This window comes from Terrihabitans soli (assembly GCF_014191545.1).
GTDB lineage: Bacteria > Pseudomonadota > Alphaproteobacteria > Rhizobiales > Methylopilaceae > Flaviflagellibacter > Flaviflagellibacter soli.
This window is the reverse complement of the sequence record NZ_AP023361.1, coordinates 577,055-591,666: the sequence shown is the minus strand read 5'-3', so window position 1 is coordinate 591,666 and position 14,612 is coordinate 577,055. Positions and strand designations below refer to the sequence as shown.

Genomic DNA, 14,612 nt, shown 5'->3' with positions numbered 1-14,612 from the left:
TTCCCCCGCCCCGTGGCTTAAAACACGGGCAAAATAATCGGGGGATGGAAATGACCGAGACCGCGGGCCAGGAACTGCCGGAGACCCTCTATCTGCCGCCCTCGCGCGCGCGCTGGGTTTTCTCGCTGGTGCTCTCCACGATCATCGTGGCCGTCAATCTCTATATGTTCCTGGTCTACAGCGTGGCCGGGCTTGGCATCATGGCCGCGGTCATCGCCATTCCCGGCATTGCCGCGGCCGTGCAGCTCATTCCCGGCAGCGCCGGCCTGTGGCTCGACCGGAGGGGCTTCACCTCGCGGATCTTCTGGACCGACCGGCGGCGCGAATGGAAAGAGATCACGCCGATCCTGTCGAGCCAGACCGGGCTTTTGCAATTGGTCGGCTATAACCGCGCCGGCGACGCGCCGAACAAGCCGCGTGAGGTTCTGCCCGACACATATGGCATCTCGGCCAACGAACTTGCCGAGATCATGAACCACTGGCGCGATACGGCGATCAAAGCCGGTTAGACCTCAGAACAGATAGGGCGTCAGGACATCGTCGCCGACGCGCACCTCGCCGTCGTTCAGCACTTCCATGAACACGCCGAGATCGGTGTGGCCGAAATTTTTCATGATCGCTTTCGGCAGATTGGCGTCGCGCTCGGCGGTGTCCGGATTGACGTTGACCGCGCCGCAGCGCGGTGTGCGCGCCAGGCCCTTCAGCTTCACATGGCCGATCCTGATCTCGCGATCGACCCATTCCAGCTCCTCCCAGGGCTCCAGCCCCTCAATGTAGATATTACCGCGGAAGCGCAGCCTGTGCAGCGGTTCGCCGACGGCAGCTTCGAGCGCATGTATGGACGCGAGATTGACGATCGATACTGAGCGCATGAAGACCGGCGAGACGACGCTGGCATCGGTGAATTTGTGTCCAGCACTGCGCACGAGTTTCGGCCGGCCCTTTGCCTCCTCACCCATATAGCGCTCGAAAAAACGCTCGACGGCATCGCGGCCCTCATCCGTGCCGAGTTCGGCGCTCAGCACGGCGTGGCCGTTGAGGGCGACCGACAGGCGATCTCTCGCCGGATCGTATTTGGTGCGAAGAGCCGCCAGCGCCTCATTGTTGCGCAGCATCAGGAAGAAGCCCTTGTCGAGCGGCTCGGGATGATCGGGGTCGAACTCCGTTGTTCCTAAAGCCAGCGCATATTCGCGATCGAACGGAATGCCGTTATCGCGGGTCAACGTCAGGGAGTTCATCGGTTCGGGCGAGAGGCCTTTCACCGGGTAACGGAACAGATCGGTAATTTTCGCCATCGCCCACCAGCGGGCGCATCATCGGCCTCGCGGAGAGGCACGCCATCGGGCATTTGACGTATTGGAGAACGTGTTTCGCTGTTCAGGCGAGCTTTGCTTTTACGTCAGCCGGAATTCGCATCGGTTTGCCGTCGCGCGAAATCACCGCGCAGGTGACATCGGCTTCGACAATGACATCCTGGCCGCGCAGCACCGTCTGGCGCAGCGACAGCGAGGCGCCGCCGGATTCTTCCACCACCGTCTCGACGACAAGCACGTCGTCGAGCCTAGCCGGCTGGCGGAAGCGGATATTCATATCGGCGACGACAAAGGTCAGCCCTGTTTCATCCTGCAAGGCGGCCTGATGCACGCCGCACTCGCGCAGGAATTCGGTCCGGCCGCGCTCCATGAAGCGCAGATAACTCGCATGGTAGACGACGCCGCCCGCATCGGTGTCTTCCCAGTAAACTCGGACGGCGAGGGTCGACACGCTCAGTCCCCGTCCTGATCGAACAACGGCATGGTCGCGGTGGAGGCCGGCACGCTGAGGCCAAGATGCTTGAACGCCTGCGCGGTGAGCATACGGCCGCGCGGCGTGCGCTGAATAAAGCCCTGCTGCAAAAGAAAGGGCTCGATAATGTCCTCGATCGCATCGCGCGGTTCGGACAGAGCCGCTGCAACCGTATCGACGCCGACCGGCCCGCCGCCATAGTTCAGCGCGATGCAGTTCAGATAGCGCCGGTCGAGCGCATCCAAACCAGCGTCATCGACTTCAAGCTGACGCAGCGCCTTGTCGGCGATGGCGCGCGTCACCGTTTCCGCGCCGTCAACCGATGCGAAATCGCGCACACGGCGTAACAAGCGACCCGCAATGCGCGGCGTGCCGCGCGCACGGCGAGCGATCTCGCGCGCGCCGTCCGGGCTCATGCCCATGCCGAGCACACGCGCCCCACGCGTCACGATATAATCGAGCTCTTCGACGGTGTAGAAATTCAGCCGCACCGGAATGCCGAAACGGTCGCGCAGCGGCGTCGTCAAAAGGCCCGCACGTGTCGTCGCGCCGATCAGTGTGAACTTCGCAAGGTCGATCCTGACGGAACGCGCCGCAGGCCCCTCACCGATGATGAGATCGAGCTGGAAATCCTCCATCGCCGGATAGAGCACTTCCTCGACTGCCGGATTGAGCCGATGGATTTCGTCGATGAACAGGACGTCGCGTTCTTCGAGATTGGTCAGGAGCGCCGCAAGATCGCCGGCTTTGGCGATGACGGGGCCGGAGGTCGCGCGGAAGTTGACGCCAAGTTCGCGCGCCATGATCTGCGCAAGCGTTGTCTTGCCGAGGCCGGGCGGGCCCGCAAACAGAACATGATCGAGCGCTTCGCCGCGCGCCTTTGCGGCTTCGATGAAAACCGAGAGATTAGCACGCGCCTGCTCCTGGCCGATGAAATCGGCGAGTTTCTGCGGCCGGAGCGAATTATCGCCGTCCTCCTCACGCTTTTCCGGAGAGACGAGCGGGCGGGTGCTCAAGAGGCCAACTCCCGCAATCCGGCGCGAATGAGCATCTCAGCGGAGGCACCTTCACCAGCTTTGCGCATGGCGCTCGACACCGCGGCGCTGGCCTGAATTTGCGGATAGCCGAGATTGACGAGCGCAGACACCGCATCGGCCGCAGGCTGCGGCGCACGGCGATCCAAAAGCTCGTCCTGCAGGCGGATGACATTGCTGTCGACGCTGGAAAAGGCCGGTGCCTTGTCTTTCAGTTCGGCGACGACGCGCGCGGCAACTTTCGGGCCGACGCCCGGCGCGCGCGCGACGGACGCCTTGTCCTGCAGCGCAATCGCATTGGCAAGATCGGACGGCTTCAGGACGCCGAGTATGGACAGTGCAACTTTGGCGCCGACGCCCTGCACGGTCTGCAGAAGGCGAAACCAGTCGCGCTCGGCATCGCTCGCGAAGCCGAACAGGCGAATCTGGTCTTCGCGCACATAGGTTTCGATGGAAAGGCTTACGGCTTCGCCCGTGCCCGGCAGCGATGCGAGCGTGCGCGAGGAACAGGAGACGATGTAACCGACGCCGTTCACGTCGAGGATGACGAAATCGTCGCCGCGCGAATCCACAATGCCTTTCAGCTTGCCGATCATGCCATCACCGCTTTTTTGAGGGCCGCGCTCACCCGATGATGCGCATGCGTGATCGCAACCGCCAGAGCATCGGCGGCGTCCGCGCCGATGGTCCCGGCTTTCGGCAGCAGCACCCCGATCATCATGCCGATCTGCTCCTTGCCCGCATGGCCGGTGCCGACCACCGTCTTCTTCACGAGGTTCGGCTTGTACTCGGCGACCATAATGCCGGCCTGCGCCGGCGCCAGCATGGCGATTCCGCGCGCCTGACCGAGTTTCAGCGTCGAAAGCGGGTTCTGATTGACGAAGGTCTCCTCCACCGCCGCCTCATCGGGCGCATAGGCCTTGAGGATTTCCGTCAGCCCTTCATGCAGCTTTGCCAGCCGCTCTCCGAGCGACAAGGTCTCGTCGGGACAGACCTGCCCGCAGGCGACATAGGTCAGGCGGTTGCCCGAACAGTCGATGACGCCCCAGCCGGTGCGGCGGAGGCCGGGATCGAGCCCGAGAATGCGAATCGGAGATGAGACCATACCGTGAACGAATACCCGATCGGGGATTTACGTCCAGTAAGCGAAAGGAAGCCGAGCGGGAAAAGCTCCAGCCAAAACACACGCGCAAAGAATAAGGCCGGACCTTTCGGCCCGGCCTTTTTGACGATCTCCGCCGCTTGGGGGGACTGGGGATGGACGGAGAACGCAAACACTCCATCTGTTGATGGGAAGTATTACGGCACTACTCATCCACTTAAACATCTAACGGAGCCTTAAAATAGGCTTGTTTGCCACTTTTGTATAATACGTAATTTTACCTACGGAGGAGTATTATTTAGTATTTACATGAGCACTTTTGATCAAGCGGCGGTCAACTTCGCCAAGGTCTCTTCGGATACTTCAAAGTTCGAGTATACGTTTTGCACATCGTCGTCATCTTCAAGAGTATCTATGAGTTTCAGCATGCTCTGCGCGCGCTCTTCATCTAGAGCCGTCATGGTTGTGGGACGCCATACGGCCTTCGCACTTTCTGCTTCGCCCAAAACGGCCTCTAGAGCTTTCGACACTTCATTGAGATTTTCGAACGCGCAGGTGACGGTGTGCCGCTCGGCATCGGAGGCGACATCGTCCGCCCCTGCCTCGATGGCGGCTTCCAGCACTTTGTCTTCGGAGCCGGCTTTGGCGGGATAGATGATCTCGCCGACATGGTTGAACATGAAGCCGACCGAGCCGGTTTCGCCGAGGGCCCCGCCGGATTTGGTGAAATAGGAACGAATCGCTCCGCCGGTGCGGTTGCGGTTGTCGGTCAGCGTCTCGACGATGACGGCGACGCCACCCGGGCCATAGCCCTCATAGCGGACCTCTTCATAGTTCTCGCCCTCGCCGCCGAGCGCCTTCTTGATGGCGCGCTCGATATTGTCCTTGGGCATGGAATTGGCCTTGGCCTCGTTCACGGCAAGGCGCAGGCGCGGGTTCATATTGGGGTCCGGCATGCCCATTTTGGCCGCGACCGTGATTTCCTTCGCCAGCTTGGAGAACAGCTTGGACTTCTGCGCGTCCTGCCGCCCCTTGCGGTGCATGATGTTCTTGAATTGCGAATGTCCGGCCATGAGGCGTCCTCTGAAATTCTTGGGCGGTTTATAGGGGCCCGCATGGGGGCTCGCCAAGCCTGTCAGTTTTTGCGGTGGAGCCTGACATGGAGGGCGCGGATTTCGCCCTCAAGCTCAGGCGCCGGCCCTTCGACAACGACGCCCGGCGCCACCTCCTGAACGGACAGCGTCTTCACCGGCGGCGGCGGCACGCCAAGCTCCGTCAGCCATCCCGCAAGCTGCTTGGAGGATGAGGCATAGACGATGCGCTTCAGCCCGACCCAGGCATGGGCGGCGGCGCACATCGGGCAATGCTCGCCGGATGTATAGACGCTGGCGCCCGCCCGCTCTTGCGGCGTCATATGATTTGCCGCCCAGCGCGCGAGTTCGAATTCGGGATGGCGCGTCTTGTCCCCGCCGGCAATGCGATTGCGGTCTTCGGCGCGGACATTTCCCTGCGCGTCGACCAGCACCGAGCCGAAGGGTTCATCGCCCGCAAGGAGTGCTTCCTCGGCGAGTTGTACACAGCGGCGCAGAAAACGAAGATCGTTCTCATTCATCGCGTTAGCCTTTCCAAGTCGGATGTTTCCGACTTGGCAAAATTAAAAAACTGAACCCAGGCAACAGCCTGGTTCAGCTGGCGTTACTTCTACCAAAACTTCGGCAGGCATGACTCGAGGCGCGGGCCGATGCAGACGCGCGAGATGCGCATCGCAAGTCCGGTGGCATCATCGGTCTCGACGGCCAGGCCGCACAACGTGGCCTCTCCCGTTGCCGGCTCAAACCGGCCGGACGGGATCTTCCTGGTAAACCGGCGGATCGGCTCTTCCTTGTCCATACCGAGAATGCTGTCGTAATCGCCGCACATGCCGGCATCGGAAATATAGGCGGTGCCGCCGGCGAAAATCTGCTGATCGGCGGTCGGCACATGGGTGTGCGTTCCGACGACGACGCTTGCTCTGCCATCGACGAAATGGCCGAAGGCCTGCTTTTCGCTCGTCGCCTCGCCGTGGAAATCGATAAGGATCGCATCGGCCCGGTGACGCAGCGGACAGGCAGCCAGCTCGCGCTCGGCGAGCGCAAACGGATCGTCCATCGCGTCCATATAGGTGCGGCCCATAAGGTTCATCACCAGCGCATGGCGTCCGTCATGCAATTCGACCAGCACCGAGCCGCGGCCGGGCGTGCCCGGCGGATAATTGGCGGGGCGCACAAGGCGCTCGGCGCGTTCGATGAAGACCAGCGTCTCGCGCTGATCGAAAGCGTGATTGCCGAGCGTCACCGCGTCCGCACCGACTTCGATCAGGCTTTCATAGATGTCTTCGTTGATGCCGAATCCGCCCGCCGCGTTCTCGCCGTTGACGACGAGAAGGTCGATTTTCCATTTCGTCCTGAGGCGGGGAATCTGGTCGATGGCCACCTGACGGCCGGCGCGGCCGACGAGATCGCCGAGAAAGAGAATACGCATAGAGCGTTCAAACCCCGTCCCGGGCCGGATTGCAATGAATGATCTCGGTCTCGGTTACCACGGCATCGAGCGGCACATCGTGCAGTTCGCGGGGAACTTCCTCAACCTCCTGAAGGGCATAGGCATACCCTAAAAGGAAAGGCCGCTGGCCTCGGGCCAGCGGGCCGAGGGTGCGGTCGAAATGGCCCTTGCCGTAGCCGATGCGAAAACCCCTCCGGTCGAAGGCAGCCAGCGGCACAAGGACGATATCGGGTACGACTTCCGGGGCGCTCGCGGCGGGCTCCCGGATGCCGCCAAAACCCTTGTCCAGCGGGTCCCCGGCCAGCCAGGCCCGGAAGGCCATGGGCTCATCCCCCGCCGTCACACGCGGCAGGGCGGCGATGGCCCCTGCGGTACGCAGCTTGACCGCCAGAGGCGCCGGATCGAGCTCGCCCTTTATCGGCATATAGAGCGAGACGGTTTTGCCCTTCACATCGCCCAGAAGCTGGATGGCGTGCGCGGCGGCGGCCGTGGCGGCGGCGGCCGCCTCGGCATCGGGCAGAGCGCTGCGCAAGGCGATCTTCACCGCCCTGACCGCTGCTTTTTCGGCCGGCCTGTTATCCGTCATATCCCGGCTCTAGCCGTCCTGTTCCACAAGGTCGAGTCGGCGGTGTAAGACACTCATACCCGCCTTCCACCCCTATCGATCGCGCCCACCGCCCGCCGGCATGATTTCCGACCCGCATTTTTACCTCGCCGCCATTCCCGCCGTCATTCTGATGGGTCTCGCCAAAGGCGGGTTTGCGGGCATCGGCATGCTGGGCGTGCCCATGCTGGCGCTGGTCGTCTCGCCGGTGCAGGGCGCGGCGATCACTTTGCCGATCCTGATGGTGCAGGACGCGATCAGCATCGCGGCCTACTGGAAGAAGTGGGACACGCGCAACATTCTCATCCTGATGCCCGGCGCGATCATCGGCATCATCATCGGTTATCTTCTCGCCGCGAAAGTCTCGGACGGGCCGTTTTATCTGGCGCTCGGCTTCATCTCGGTGGTCTTCGGCCTGCGCTCGCTGTTTGCCGCAAACCTCACGCCGAAAAAGGCGGGCATTCCCGCCGGCCTCTTCTGGGGCGTTGCTGCGGGCTTTACATCCATGATCGCCAATGCCGGCGCGCCGCCCTTCCAGCTTTACGTTCTGCCGCAGCGCCTGGCGCGCGATATATTTGTAGGTACATCGATTGCATTCTTCGCCATCGTCAACTGGATCAAGCTGCCGGGCTTCTGGGCGCTCGGCCAGTTCACGGAGCAAAATATGCTGACGACGGCGGTTCTGATCCCGCTTGCCGTCGTCTCGACCTGGGCGGGCGTATGGCTCGTGCGGCGCACAAGCAATGACCGCTTCTACAAGATCATCTACGGGCTGATGGTGCTGGTCGGGCTCAAGCTCATGCACAGCGGCATTGAGCTGATCTGGCTCTGACACGAGCGGAAGAATAAGTGCGGAGCCACCAAGCCGTCGGATTTTTCGATCCCGGGAACCTACCTAAGTAGGTGGGCGCCATATGCCCAAGCCCAGGGGCAAGGACAGGGACAGCTCCCGTTGAGATCGATAAGGCCCCGGGAATACAGTTTCCTAACAAACCCGGCAGCGCCCGCCCCAGTAATATAGGTGTCAGGCGCCGTTTACGCCAGCTTGGGTCCGAAGGCGGCTTCGGAGGTCAGCGCCGAGGATTTCGAGCCGCTCCGCCAGATGCTCGATGAGTTCGACGGCTTCTGCCGTCTCATGTTCGGAAGCGGCGATCAATTCCTTGTCGCCGCTTTGCAGGCGCGAGAGTTTTTCCTCAACGCCCGAAAGCCGGCTGCGGCTCTCTGCGAGTTCGTCGGCGATAACAATCGCCGCCATGACGGTGAGGCGCATATCGCCGATCTCGCCGAAACTCGCACGCATATCGTTGATCTTCTGGTCGACGAGATCTCCGAGCCGCTGCAGATGCGATTCCTGCCCGTCATCGCAGGCCATGCGGTAATTGCGTCCGGCAATGGTGACTGTGACTTCCGCCATGACCGCTACTCGTTACGCTGGAGAACATCACGAATATTGCTGATCGCGCTATCGAGCCGCCGCGCCACATCGCGGTTCACCGACTCAAGACGCGCCGTGCGCGCATTGGAATGATCGAGCTCTTCGGCAAGCCGCGAGCGATCGTCCGACAAGAGCGCAATTTCGGCTTCGCGGTCGGCTCCGGTCCGCCGCTGATCCAGAACGCGTGCCGAAGCCGCTTCAAGCACTCCCACGGCTGATTCCAGCCTGTGAAGCGCACGACCGAGAGCGGATTCTCTCATACGCAATAACTCCCCGGCAGCCCGCCGCGCGTGGGGGTTCAAGGTTCAACGCCGTTGAATTGGCAAATGCCCAGCCCGGTTTGAATTATTGATGCCCGCCGAAACCCCCGTCAATCAATTCCCCGCGCCTTCAACTGCCTTGAGGCCGTGCCTGATGTGTGAATTAAGCTGCGTTGACTAAGCCTGTGGGGATGCTAAGTGTCCCACCCCGCGCACGGGCCCAATCCCGGGCTCCTCGCGGCCCGCGCGACATGCCGACACAAATCTCTCGTGAAAAACACGACCGTATGGCGAACGCCATTCGCGTCCTCGCCATGGATGCGGTCGAGAAGGCCAAATCCGGCCATCCCGGCCTGCCTATGGGCGCCGCCGACATCGCAACCGTACTCTTCACGCGATATCTCAAATTCGATCCAGTCGACCCGCATTGGCCCGATCGGGACCGTTTCGTCCTGTCGGCCGGCCACGGCTCGATGCTCATTTATGCTCTGCTCCATCTGACGGGCTATGAGAGCGTCTCGCTCGACGACATCAAGGCGTTCCGCCAGCTCAATTCGAAGACCCCGGGCCACCCGGAAAACTTCATGACGCTCGGCATCGAGACGACGACCGGCCCGCTCGGCCAGGGCATCGGCAATGGCGTCGGCATGGCGCTCGCCGAACGCATCCTTGCCGGCGAATTCGGCTCCGACATCGTCGACCATCATACTTATGTCCTATGCTCGGACGGCGACCTCATGGAGGGCATCAGCCAGGAGAGCATCGCGATTGCCGGGCATCTGAAGCTCAGCAAGCTCATCCTTCTGTATGACGATAACGGCATCTCGATCGACGGCGCGACCTCGCTGTCCGACTCGGTCGACCAGGTCGCGCGCTTCAAATCGGCGAACTGGAACGCGGTTCGTATTGACGGCCACGATCCGGAAGCCATCGCCAAAGCCATCGAAGACGCGCAGAAGAGCGACAAGCCCAGCCTCATCGCCTGCAAGACGACGATCGGTTTCGGCTCGCCCAACAAAGCCGGAAAGTCTTCGGCGCACGGCTCGCCCCTCGGCGCCGAGGAAATCGCCGCGACGCGCAAAGCGCTGAACTGGGATCTTCCGGCGTTCGAGGTGCCGACCGATATCGTCGATGCCTGGCGCATGGCCGGCCTTCGCTCGCGCCACGCCCACACCGAATGGGAAAAGCGCCTGAAAGCGCTCGATCAGCAGAAGCGTTCGGAATTCGACCGCCGCGTCCATAGCGGCCCGCCGCCGGAATTTGCCAACGCCATCCAGAAGCTGAAGACGCGTCTGTTCGATGCGCCGCAGGAAGTTGCGACGCGCAAGAGCTCCGAACTCGTGCTCGACGCGATTGCCGATGTCGTGCCGGAACTCATTTCGGGTTCGGCGGACTTGACGCCGTCGAACAATACGAAGGTCAAAGCCTTCAACGAGATCTCGCCCGGTAATTACAAAGGCCGCTATGTCCATTGGGGCATTCGCGAGCACGGCATGGCCTCGGCCATGAACGGCATGGCGCTGCATGGCGGCGTCATCCCGGTCGGCGGCACCTTCCTTGTGTTCTCCGATTACTGCCGCCCCTCGGTGCGCCTTGCATCCTTGATGGGCATCCGCTCGATCTTCGTCTTTACGCATGACTCGATCGGCGTCGGCGAAGACGGCCCGACCCATCAGCCGGTCGAGCATCTCGCAGCGCTCCGCGCCATTCCGCATCTCATGGTCTTCCGTCCGGCGGACACGATCGAGACCGCGGAAAGCTGGGAACTTGCGATCAAGCACAATGACCGCCCGAGCGTTCTGGCCCTCACCCGCCAGAACCTGCCGCAAGTGCGCCTCGAAGACACCGGCAAGAACCTTGTTGCCCGCGGCGCCTATGAGCTGCGCCCGGCCGACGGCAAAGCCGAGGTCTCGATCTTCGCCTCGGGTTCGGAAGTCTCGCTCGCCGTCGAGGCGAAAGCCGTGCTCGACAAGGCCGGCATCCCGACCCGCGTCGTCTCCGTGCCCTGCATGGACCTCTTCGACGAGCAGTCGGAAGACTACCGCCAGGAGGTCATCGGCACGGCCAAGGTGCGCATCGGCGTAGAGGCAGCCATACGCCAGAGCTGGGATGAAATTATCGGCCGGCACGGTACATTCATCGGCATGAAGGGCTTTGGCGCGTCCGGCCCTGCCAAGGAAGTGTACGAGCATTTCGGCATCACAACCGATGCCATCGTCCAGGCGGCGAAATCGAGACTTGGGCGGTAAAGCCCACAAGGAGGTAAGGACATGACGGTGCGGGTAGCGATCAACGGTTTCGGGCGCATCGGGCGCCTGGTCCTCAGAGGCATCGTCGAATCCGGCCGCAAGGACATCCAGGTCGTTGCCATCAACGATCTCGGCCCGGTCGAAACCAACGCCCATCTCCTGCGCCATGACTCGGTGCACGGCAAGTTCCCGGCCAAAGTGACGGTCGACGGCGAGTTCATCGACGTCGAAGGCCACGGCAAGATCCGCGTCACCGCGATCAAGAACCCGGCCGAACTGCCGCACAAGGATCTCGGCGTCGACATCGCGCTCGAATGCACCGGCATCTTCACGGCGAAGGACAAGGCGCTCGCGCACATCACCGCCGGTGCCAAGCGCGTCCTCGTCTCCGCGCCTGCCGACGGCGCCGACATCACCATCGTCTACGGCGTCAACCACGATCAGCTGACCAAGGATCACATCGTCGTCTCGAACGCCTCGTGCACGACGAACTGCCTCGGCCCGGTCGCCAAAGTCCTCAACGATGCCATCGGCATCGAAAAGGGTTTCATGACGACGATCCATTCCTATACGGGCGATCAGCCGACGCTCGACACGATGCACAAGGATCTCTACCGCGCCCGCGCGGCGGCCCTGTCGATGATCCCGACCTCGACCGGTGCCGCGAAGGCCATCGGCCTCGTCATCCCCGAGCTCAAGGGCAAGCTCGACGGCACTTCGATCCGCGTACCGACACCGAACGTCTCGGTGGTGGATTTCAAATTCGTGCCGAAGAACCCGACCACGGTTGAAGCCGTGAACGCCGCCATCGTCGCCGCGTCCAAGCAGCAGCTGAAGGGCATTCTCGCCGTTGTCGACGAGCCGCTCGTCTCGACCGACTTCAATCACGATCCGGCATCGTCGAGCTTTGCGCTCGACCAGACCAAGGTGATCGAGGGCAATCTCGTCCGCGTGCTCTCCTGGTACGACAATGAATGGGGCTTCTCCAACCGCATGGCCGATACGGCTGTTGCGATGGGCAAGCTGCTCTAAGCCGGCCGATGGGCAACTGGGGCCAGTATATGAGCTTCGCGCTCGGCATATTGCTGAGCGCGGGGCTCTATTGGTTCATGAACCGCCGGGCCTGAAATGAGGGATAAGTAGTGACGTTCAAAACGCTCGACGAGGCGGACCTTTCCGGAAAGCGCGTTCTCGTCCGCGTCGATTTCAATCTTCCGATGGAAGACGGAAAGGTCACCGACGACACCCGCATTCAAGCCGCCCTGCCGACGATCAACGACATTACGAAAGCCGGCGGCAAGGCGATCCTCATCGCCCATTTCGGCCGCCCCAAAGGCAAGCGCGACGAAACACAGAGCCTGAAGCAGATCGTCTCCGCCGTCTCATCGGCGCTCGGCAAGCCGGTCGCGTTTGCCGATGATTGCATCGGCGAGGTGGCCGAAAAGGCCGTCGCCGCGCTGAAAGACGGCGATGTGCTGCTTCTCGAAAATCTCCGCTTTCATGCGGGTGAAGAGAAAGACGATCCGGAATTCACGAAAGAACTCGCAAAGCTCGGCGACATCTTCGTCAACGACGCCTTCTCGGTCGCGCACCGCGCCGCGGCCTCGGTCGTCGGCCTTGCGAAAATTCTCCCCTCTTATGCCGGGCGCAGCATGCAGCAGGAGCTGGAAGCGCTTGGCGCCGCCCTCTCCCATCCCGAACGCCCGGTCGCGGCCGTGGTCGGCGGCGCAAAAGTTTCGACCAAGATCGAACTTCTCGGCAATCTCGTCGGCAAGGTCGACACGCTGATCATTGGCGGCGGCATGGCCAACACCTTCCTTGCCGCCAACGGCTATGCGGTCGGCAAATCCCTGTGCGAGCGCGATCATCTCGAGACCGCCAAAGAGATCCAGGAAAAGGCCAAGCTCGCCGGCTGCAAGATCGTCCTGCCGACGGACGCGGTCGTCGCCAAAGAGTTCAAGGCCAATGCCGCGCACCGCACCGTGCCCGCCGATATGGTGGGCCCGGACGAGATGATCCTCGATGCCGGCCCGCAAAGCGTCATAGAGGTCTCGAAACTGCTGGAGGTCTCCAAGACCCTGGTCTGGAACGGCCCGTTCGGCGCGTTTGAGCTGGAACCCTTCGATGCGGCGACGGTCGCGGTCGCCCAAAAGGCGGCGGCTTTGACCAAATCCGGCAAGCTTTTGTCGGTCGCGGGCGGCGGCGATACGGTCGCGGCGCTCAATCACGCTCACGCGGCGGACGAGTTCAGCTATATTTCAACCGCCGGCGGCGCGTTTCTTGAATGGCTGGAAGGCAAGCCGCTGCCGGGCGTGGAAGCCCTCAAGGCGGCGCGCTAGAATAGCGACAGCAAACATCAGGTCCGGAGACGATTATGGCCCGTATTACCCTGCGACAGCTTCTCGATCACGCTGCCGAGCACGGCTACGGCGTTCCGGCCTTCAACATCAATAATATGGAACAGGCGCTGGCCATCGGTGCCGCGGCCGACAAGCTGGATGCGCCTGTCATCATCCAGGCCTCGCGCGGCGCTCGCCAATACGCCAACGACATCATGCTGGCGAAGATGATCGACGCCCTCGTCGAGATCTATCCGCACATTCCGATCTGCATGCATCTCGACCACGGCAATAACGAAGCGACCTGCGCCACGGCGATCCAGTACGGCTTCACCTCGGTGATGATGGACGGCTCGCTGAAGGCCGACGGCAAGACGGCGGCCGATTACGACTACAATGTCGGGATCACCAAGCGCGTCGCCGATATGGCGCATTGGGCCGGCGCCTCCGTCGAGGGCGAACTCGGGGTGCTCGGCTCGCTCGAACATGGCGGCGGCGAACAGGAAGACGGCCACGGCCTTGAGGGCACCGTCTCGCACGATCAGCTTCTGACCGATCCGGACCAGGCGGTGGACTTCGTCGCGAAGACGAAAGTCGATGCGCTTGCCATCGCCATGGGCACCTCGCACGGTGCCTATAAATTCTCGAGGAAGCCCGACGGCGATATTCTCGCGATGAATGTCATCGAAGAGATCCACAAGCGCCTGCCGACCGTCCATCTCGTGATGCACGGCTCGTCCTCGGTGCCGGAGGATCTTCAGGAGATCATCAACAAATATGGCGGCCAGATGAAGCCGACCTGGGGCGTGCCGGTCGAAGAAATCCAGCGCGGCATCAAGCACGGCGTGCGCAAGGTGAACATCGACACCGACAACCGCATGGCCATCACCGGCGCCATCCGCAAAGTCTTTGCCGAGAACCCCTCGGAATTCGATCCGCGTAAATACTTGAAGCCCGCGACGGAGGCGATGCAGAAGCTCGTCTCGCAGCGTCTCGAACAGTTCGGCACCGCCGGCAACGCCTCGAAGATCAAGGTGATCCCGCTCGCCACCATGGCCGCCCGCTATGCCAAGGGCGAACTCGATCCGAAGATCGCGGGCGTGGCGAAGGCGGCGGAGTAACTCCGCCGTTGATCTCGATCATTCGCCGCGCGGTCTTCTTCTGACATCATCGCGGCCTGCGATTTAAGAGAACCCGATGATCGAAGGATTGCGCTGGCTCATCATCCTCGCCTTCAGCTCTGTCTTCCTCTGGATGGCGGGC

At 62.1% G+C, this 14,612-nt stretch carries 17 protein-coding genes and 1 other RNA gene; 6 read left to right on the top strand and 12 right to left on the bottom strand.

Features of this window, described 5'->3' with window-relative positions; translation table 11 throughout:
• Nucleotides 1-50 precede the first annotated feature (50 nt).
• Nucleotides 51-509, top strand: a complete 459-nt coding sequence (locus tag IZ6_RS03105; protein WP_222876555.1) for a hypothetical protein — start codon at nucleotides 51-53, stop codon at nucleotides 507-509.
• Between the two features lie 3 nt (nucleotides 510-512).
• Here IZ6_RS03105 and IZ6_RS03100 read toward each other — a convergent pair whose 3' ends face one another.
• From IZ6_RS03100 to IZ6_RS03060, 9 genes are all read right to left on the bottom strand, one after another.
• Nucleotides 513-1,295 (bottom strand): MOSC domain-containing protein, encoded by a 783-nt coding sequence (locus IZ6_RS03100; protein ID WP_222876554.1) that lies wholly within the window; start codon nucleotides 1,293-1,295, stop codon nucleotides 513-515.
• Nucleotides 1,296-1,377: 82 nt separating this feature from the next.
• Nucleotides 1,378-1,764 (bottom strand): tol-pal system-associated acyl-CoA thioesterase, encoded by a 387-nt coding sequence (gene ybgC, locus IZ6_RS03095; RefSeq protein ID WP_225873984.1) that lies wholly within the window; start codon nucleotides 1,762-1,764, stop codon nucleotides 1,378-1,380.
• Between the two features lie 2 nt (nucleotides 1,765-1,766).
• Entirely contained in the window at nucleotides 1,767-2,801 is a 1,035-nt protein-coding gene (gene ruvB / locus IZ6_RS03090; protein ID WP_222876553.1) for a Holliday junction branch migration DNA helicase RuvB, read from the bottom strand.
• Entirely contained in the window at nucleotides 2,798-3,415 is a 618-nt protein-coding gene (ruvA, locus tag IZ6_RS03085; RefSeq protein ID WP_222876552.1) for a Holliday junction branch migration protein RuvA, read from the bottom strand. The genes ruvB and ruvA overlap by 4 nt, the downstream gene beginning before the upstream one ends.
• A complete protein-coding gene (gene ruvC, locus IZ6_RS03080; RefSeq protein ID WP_222876551.1) occupies nucleotides 3,412-3,924 on the bottom strand; it encodes a crossover junction endodeoxyribonuclease RuvC in 513 nt (170 codons plus the stop codon). The genes ruvA and ruvC overlap by 4 nt, the downstream gene beginning before the upstream one ends.
• A 320-nt stretch (nucleotides 3,925-4,244) precedes the next feature.
• Nucleotides 4,245-4,994 carry a YebC/PmpR family DNA-binding transcriptional regulator gene (locus IZ6_RS03075; RefSeq protein ID WP_222876550.1) on the bottom strand — a complete coding sequence of 250 codons (750 nt, stop codon included), beginning with the start codon at nucleotides 4,992-4,994 and terminating at the stop codon, nucleotides 4,245-4,247.
• A gap of 62 nt (nucleotides 4,995-5,056) precedes the next feature.
• The gene (locus IZ6_RS03070) at nucleotides 5,057-5,533 is read right to left on the bottom strand and encodes a nucleoside deaminase (RefSeq protein ID WP_222876549.1); all 477 of its coding nucleotides are present in this window, start codon (nucleotides 5,531-5,533) and stop codon (nucleotides 5,057-5,059) included.
• Between the two features lie 89 nt (nucleotides 5,534-5,622).
• Nucleotides 5,623-6,441, bottom strand: coding sequence for a TIGR00282 family metallophosphoesterase (locus IZ6_RS03065; RefSeq protein ID WP_222876548.1), 819 nt, complete (start codon nucleotides 6,439-6,441; stop codon nucleotides 5,623-5,625).
• 7 nt (nucleotides 6,442-6,448) lie between these two features.
• Nucleotides 6,449-7,048 carry a 5-formyltetrahydrofolate cyclo-ligase gene (locus IZ6_RS03060; RefSeq protein WP_222876547.1) on the bottom strand — a complete coding sequence of 200 codons (600 nt, stop codon included), beginning with the start codon at nucleotides 7,046-7,048 and terminating at the stop codon, nucleotides 6,449-6,451.
• A gap of 100 nt (nucleotides 7,049-7,148) precedes the next feature.
• Here IZ6_RS03060 and IZ6_RS03055 point away from each other — a divergent pair, with 100 nt between their 5' ends.
• Nucleotides 7,149-7,898, top strand: a complete 750-nt coding sequence (locus tag IZ6_RS03055) for a sulfite exporter TauE/SafE family protein (RefSeq protein WP_222876546.1) — start codon at nucleotides 7,149-7,151, stop codon at nucleotides 7,896-7,898.
• Nucleotides 7,899-7,916: 18 nt separating this feature from the next.
• Here the strand turns inward: IZ6_RS03055 and ssrS are convergent.
• The 3 genes from ssrS to IZ6_RS03040 form a co-directional block, all read right to left on the bottom strand.
• Nucleotides 7,917-8,073, bottom strand: a non-coding RNA gene (gene ssrS, locus IZ6_RS03050) — 6S RNA.
• 17 nt (nucleotides 8,074-8,090) lie between these two features.
• The gene (locus IZ6_RS03045) at nucleotides 8,091-8,480 is read right to left on the bottom strand and encodes a cell division protein ZapA (protein ID WP_222876545.1); all 390 of its coding nucleotides are present in this window, start codon (nucleotides 8,478-8,480) and stop codon (nucleotides 8,091-8,093) included.
• Nucleotides 8,481-8,485: 5 nt separating this feature from the next.
• Complete coding sequence (locus IZ6_RS03040) at nucleotides 8,486-8,713, bottom strand: DUF4164 family protein (RefSeq protein ID WP_420825567.1); 228 nt, start codon at nucleotides 8,711-8,713, stop codon at nucleotides 8,486-8,488.
• Nucleotides 8,714-9,012: 299 nt separating this feature from the next.
• On the opposite strand from IZ6_RS03040, the gene tkt reads away from it, so the two are divergent.
• The 4 genes from tkt (at nucleotide 9,013) to fba (ending at nucleotide 14,470) form a co-directional block, all read left to right on the top strand.
• Entirely contained in the window at nucleotides 9,013-11,010 is a 1,998-nt protein-coding gene (gene tkt, locus IZ6_RS03035) for a transketolase (RefSeq protein WP_225873983.1), read from the top strand.
• Between the two features lie 21 nt (nucleotides 11,011-11,031).
• Nucleotides 11,032-12,042: a type I glyceraldehyde-3-phosphate dehydrogenase gene (gene gap / locus IZ6_RS03030; RefSeq protein WP_222876542.1), complete on the top strand. Its 1,011-nt coding sequence runs from the start codon at nucleotides 11,032-11,034 to the stop codon at nucleotides 12,040-12,042.
• 110 nt (nucleotides 12,043-12,152) lie between these two features.
• Nucleotides 12,153-13,349, top strand: a complete 1,197-nt coding sequence (locus IZ6_RS03025) for a phosphoglycerate kinase (protein ID WP_222876541.1) — start codon at nucleotides 12,153-12,155, stop codon at nucleotides 13,347-13,349.
• Nucleotides 13,350-13,384: 35 nt separating this feature from the next.
• Nucleotides 13,385-14,470 carry a class II fructose-bisphosphate aldolase gene (fba, locus tag IZ6_RS03020; RefSeq protein WP_222876540.1) on the top strand — a complete coding sequence of 362 codons (1,086 nt, stop codon included), beginning with the start codon at nucleotides 13,385-13,387 and terminating at the stop codon, nucleotides 14,468-14,470.
• The last annotated feature ends 142 nt before the right edge of the window (nucleotides 14,471-14,612 follow it).

Bases quoted from the DNA above. Each gene is read 5' to 3' on its own strand.
- IZ6_RS03105 (WP_222876555.1), top strand. From the start codon at position 51: ATGACCGAGACCGCGGGCCAGGAACTGCCGGAGACCCTCTATCTGCCG.
- IZ6_RS03100 (WP_222876554.1), bottom strand. From the start codon at position 1,295: ATGGCGAAAATTACCGATCTGTTCCGTTACCCGGTGAAAGGCCTCTCG.
- ruvA (WP_222876552.1), bottom strand. From the start codon at position 3,415: ATGATCGGCAAGCTGAAAGGCATTGTGGATTCGCGCGGCGACGATTTC.
- ruvC (WP_222876551.1), bottom strand. From the start codon at position 3,924: ATGGTCTCATCTCCGATTCGCATTCTCGGGCTCGATCCCGGCCTCCGC.
- IZ6_RS03075 (WP_222876550.1), bottom strand. From the start codon at position 4,994: ATGGCCGGACATTCGCAATTCAAGAACATCATGCACCGCAAGGGGCGG.
- IZ6_RS03070 (WP_222876549.1), bottom strand. From the start codon at position 5,533: ATGAATGAGAACGATCTTCGTTTTCTGCGCCGCTGTGTACAACTCGCC.
- IZ6_RS03065 (WP_222876548.1), bottom strand. From the start codon at position 6,441: ATGCGTATTCTCTTTCTCGGCGATCTCGTCGGCCGCGCCGGCCGTCAG.
- IZ6_RS03060 (WP_222876547.1), bottom strand. From the start codon at position 7,048: ATGACGGATAACAGGCCGGCCGAAAAAGCAGCGGTCAGGGCGGTGAAG.
- IZ6_RS03055 (WP_222876546.1), top strand. From the start codon at position 7,149: ATGATTTCCGACCCGCATTTTTACCTCGCCGCCATTCCCGCCGTCATT.
- IZ6_RS03045 (WP_222876545.1), bottom strand. From the start codon at position 8,480: ATGGCGGAAGTCACAGTCACCATTGCCGGACGCAATTACCGCATGGCC.
- tkt (WP_225873983.1), top strand. From the start codon at position 9,013: ATGCCGACACAAATCTCTCGTGAAAAACACGACCGTATGGCGAACGCC.
- gap (WP_222876542.1), top strand. From the start codon at position 11,032: ATGACGGTGCGGGTAGCGATCAACGGTTTCGGGCGCATCGGGCGCCTG.
- fba (WP_222876540.1), top strand. From the start codon at position 13,385: ATGGCCCGTATTACCCTGCGACAGCTTCTCGATCACGCTGCCGAGCAC.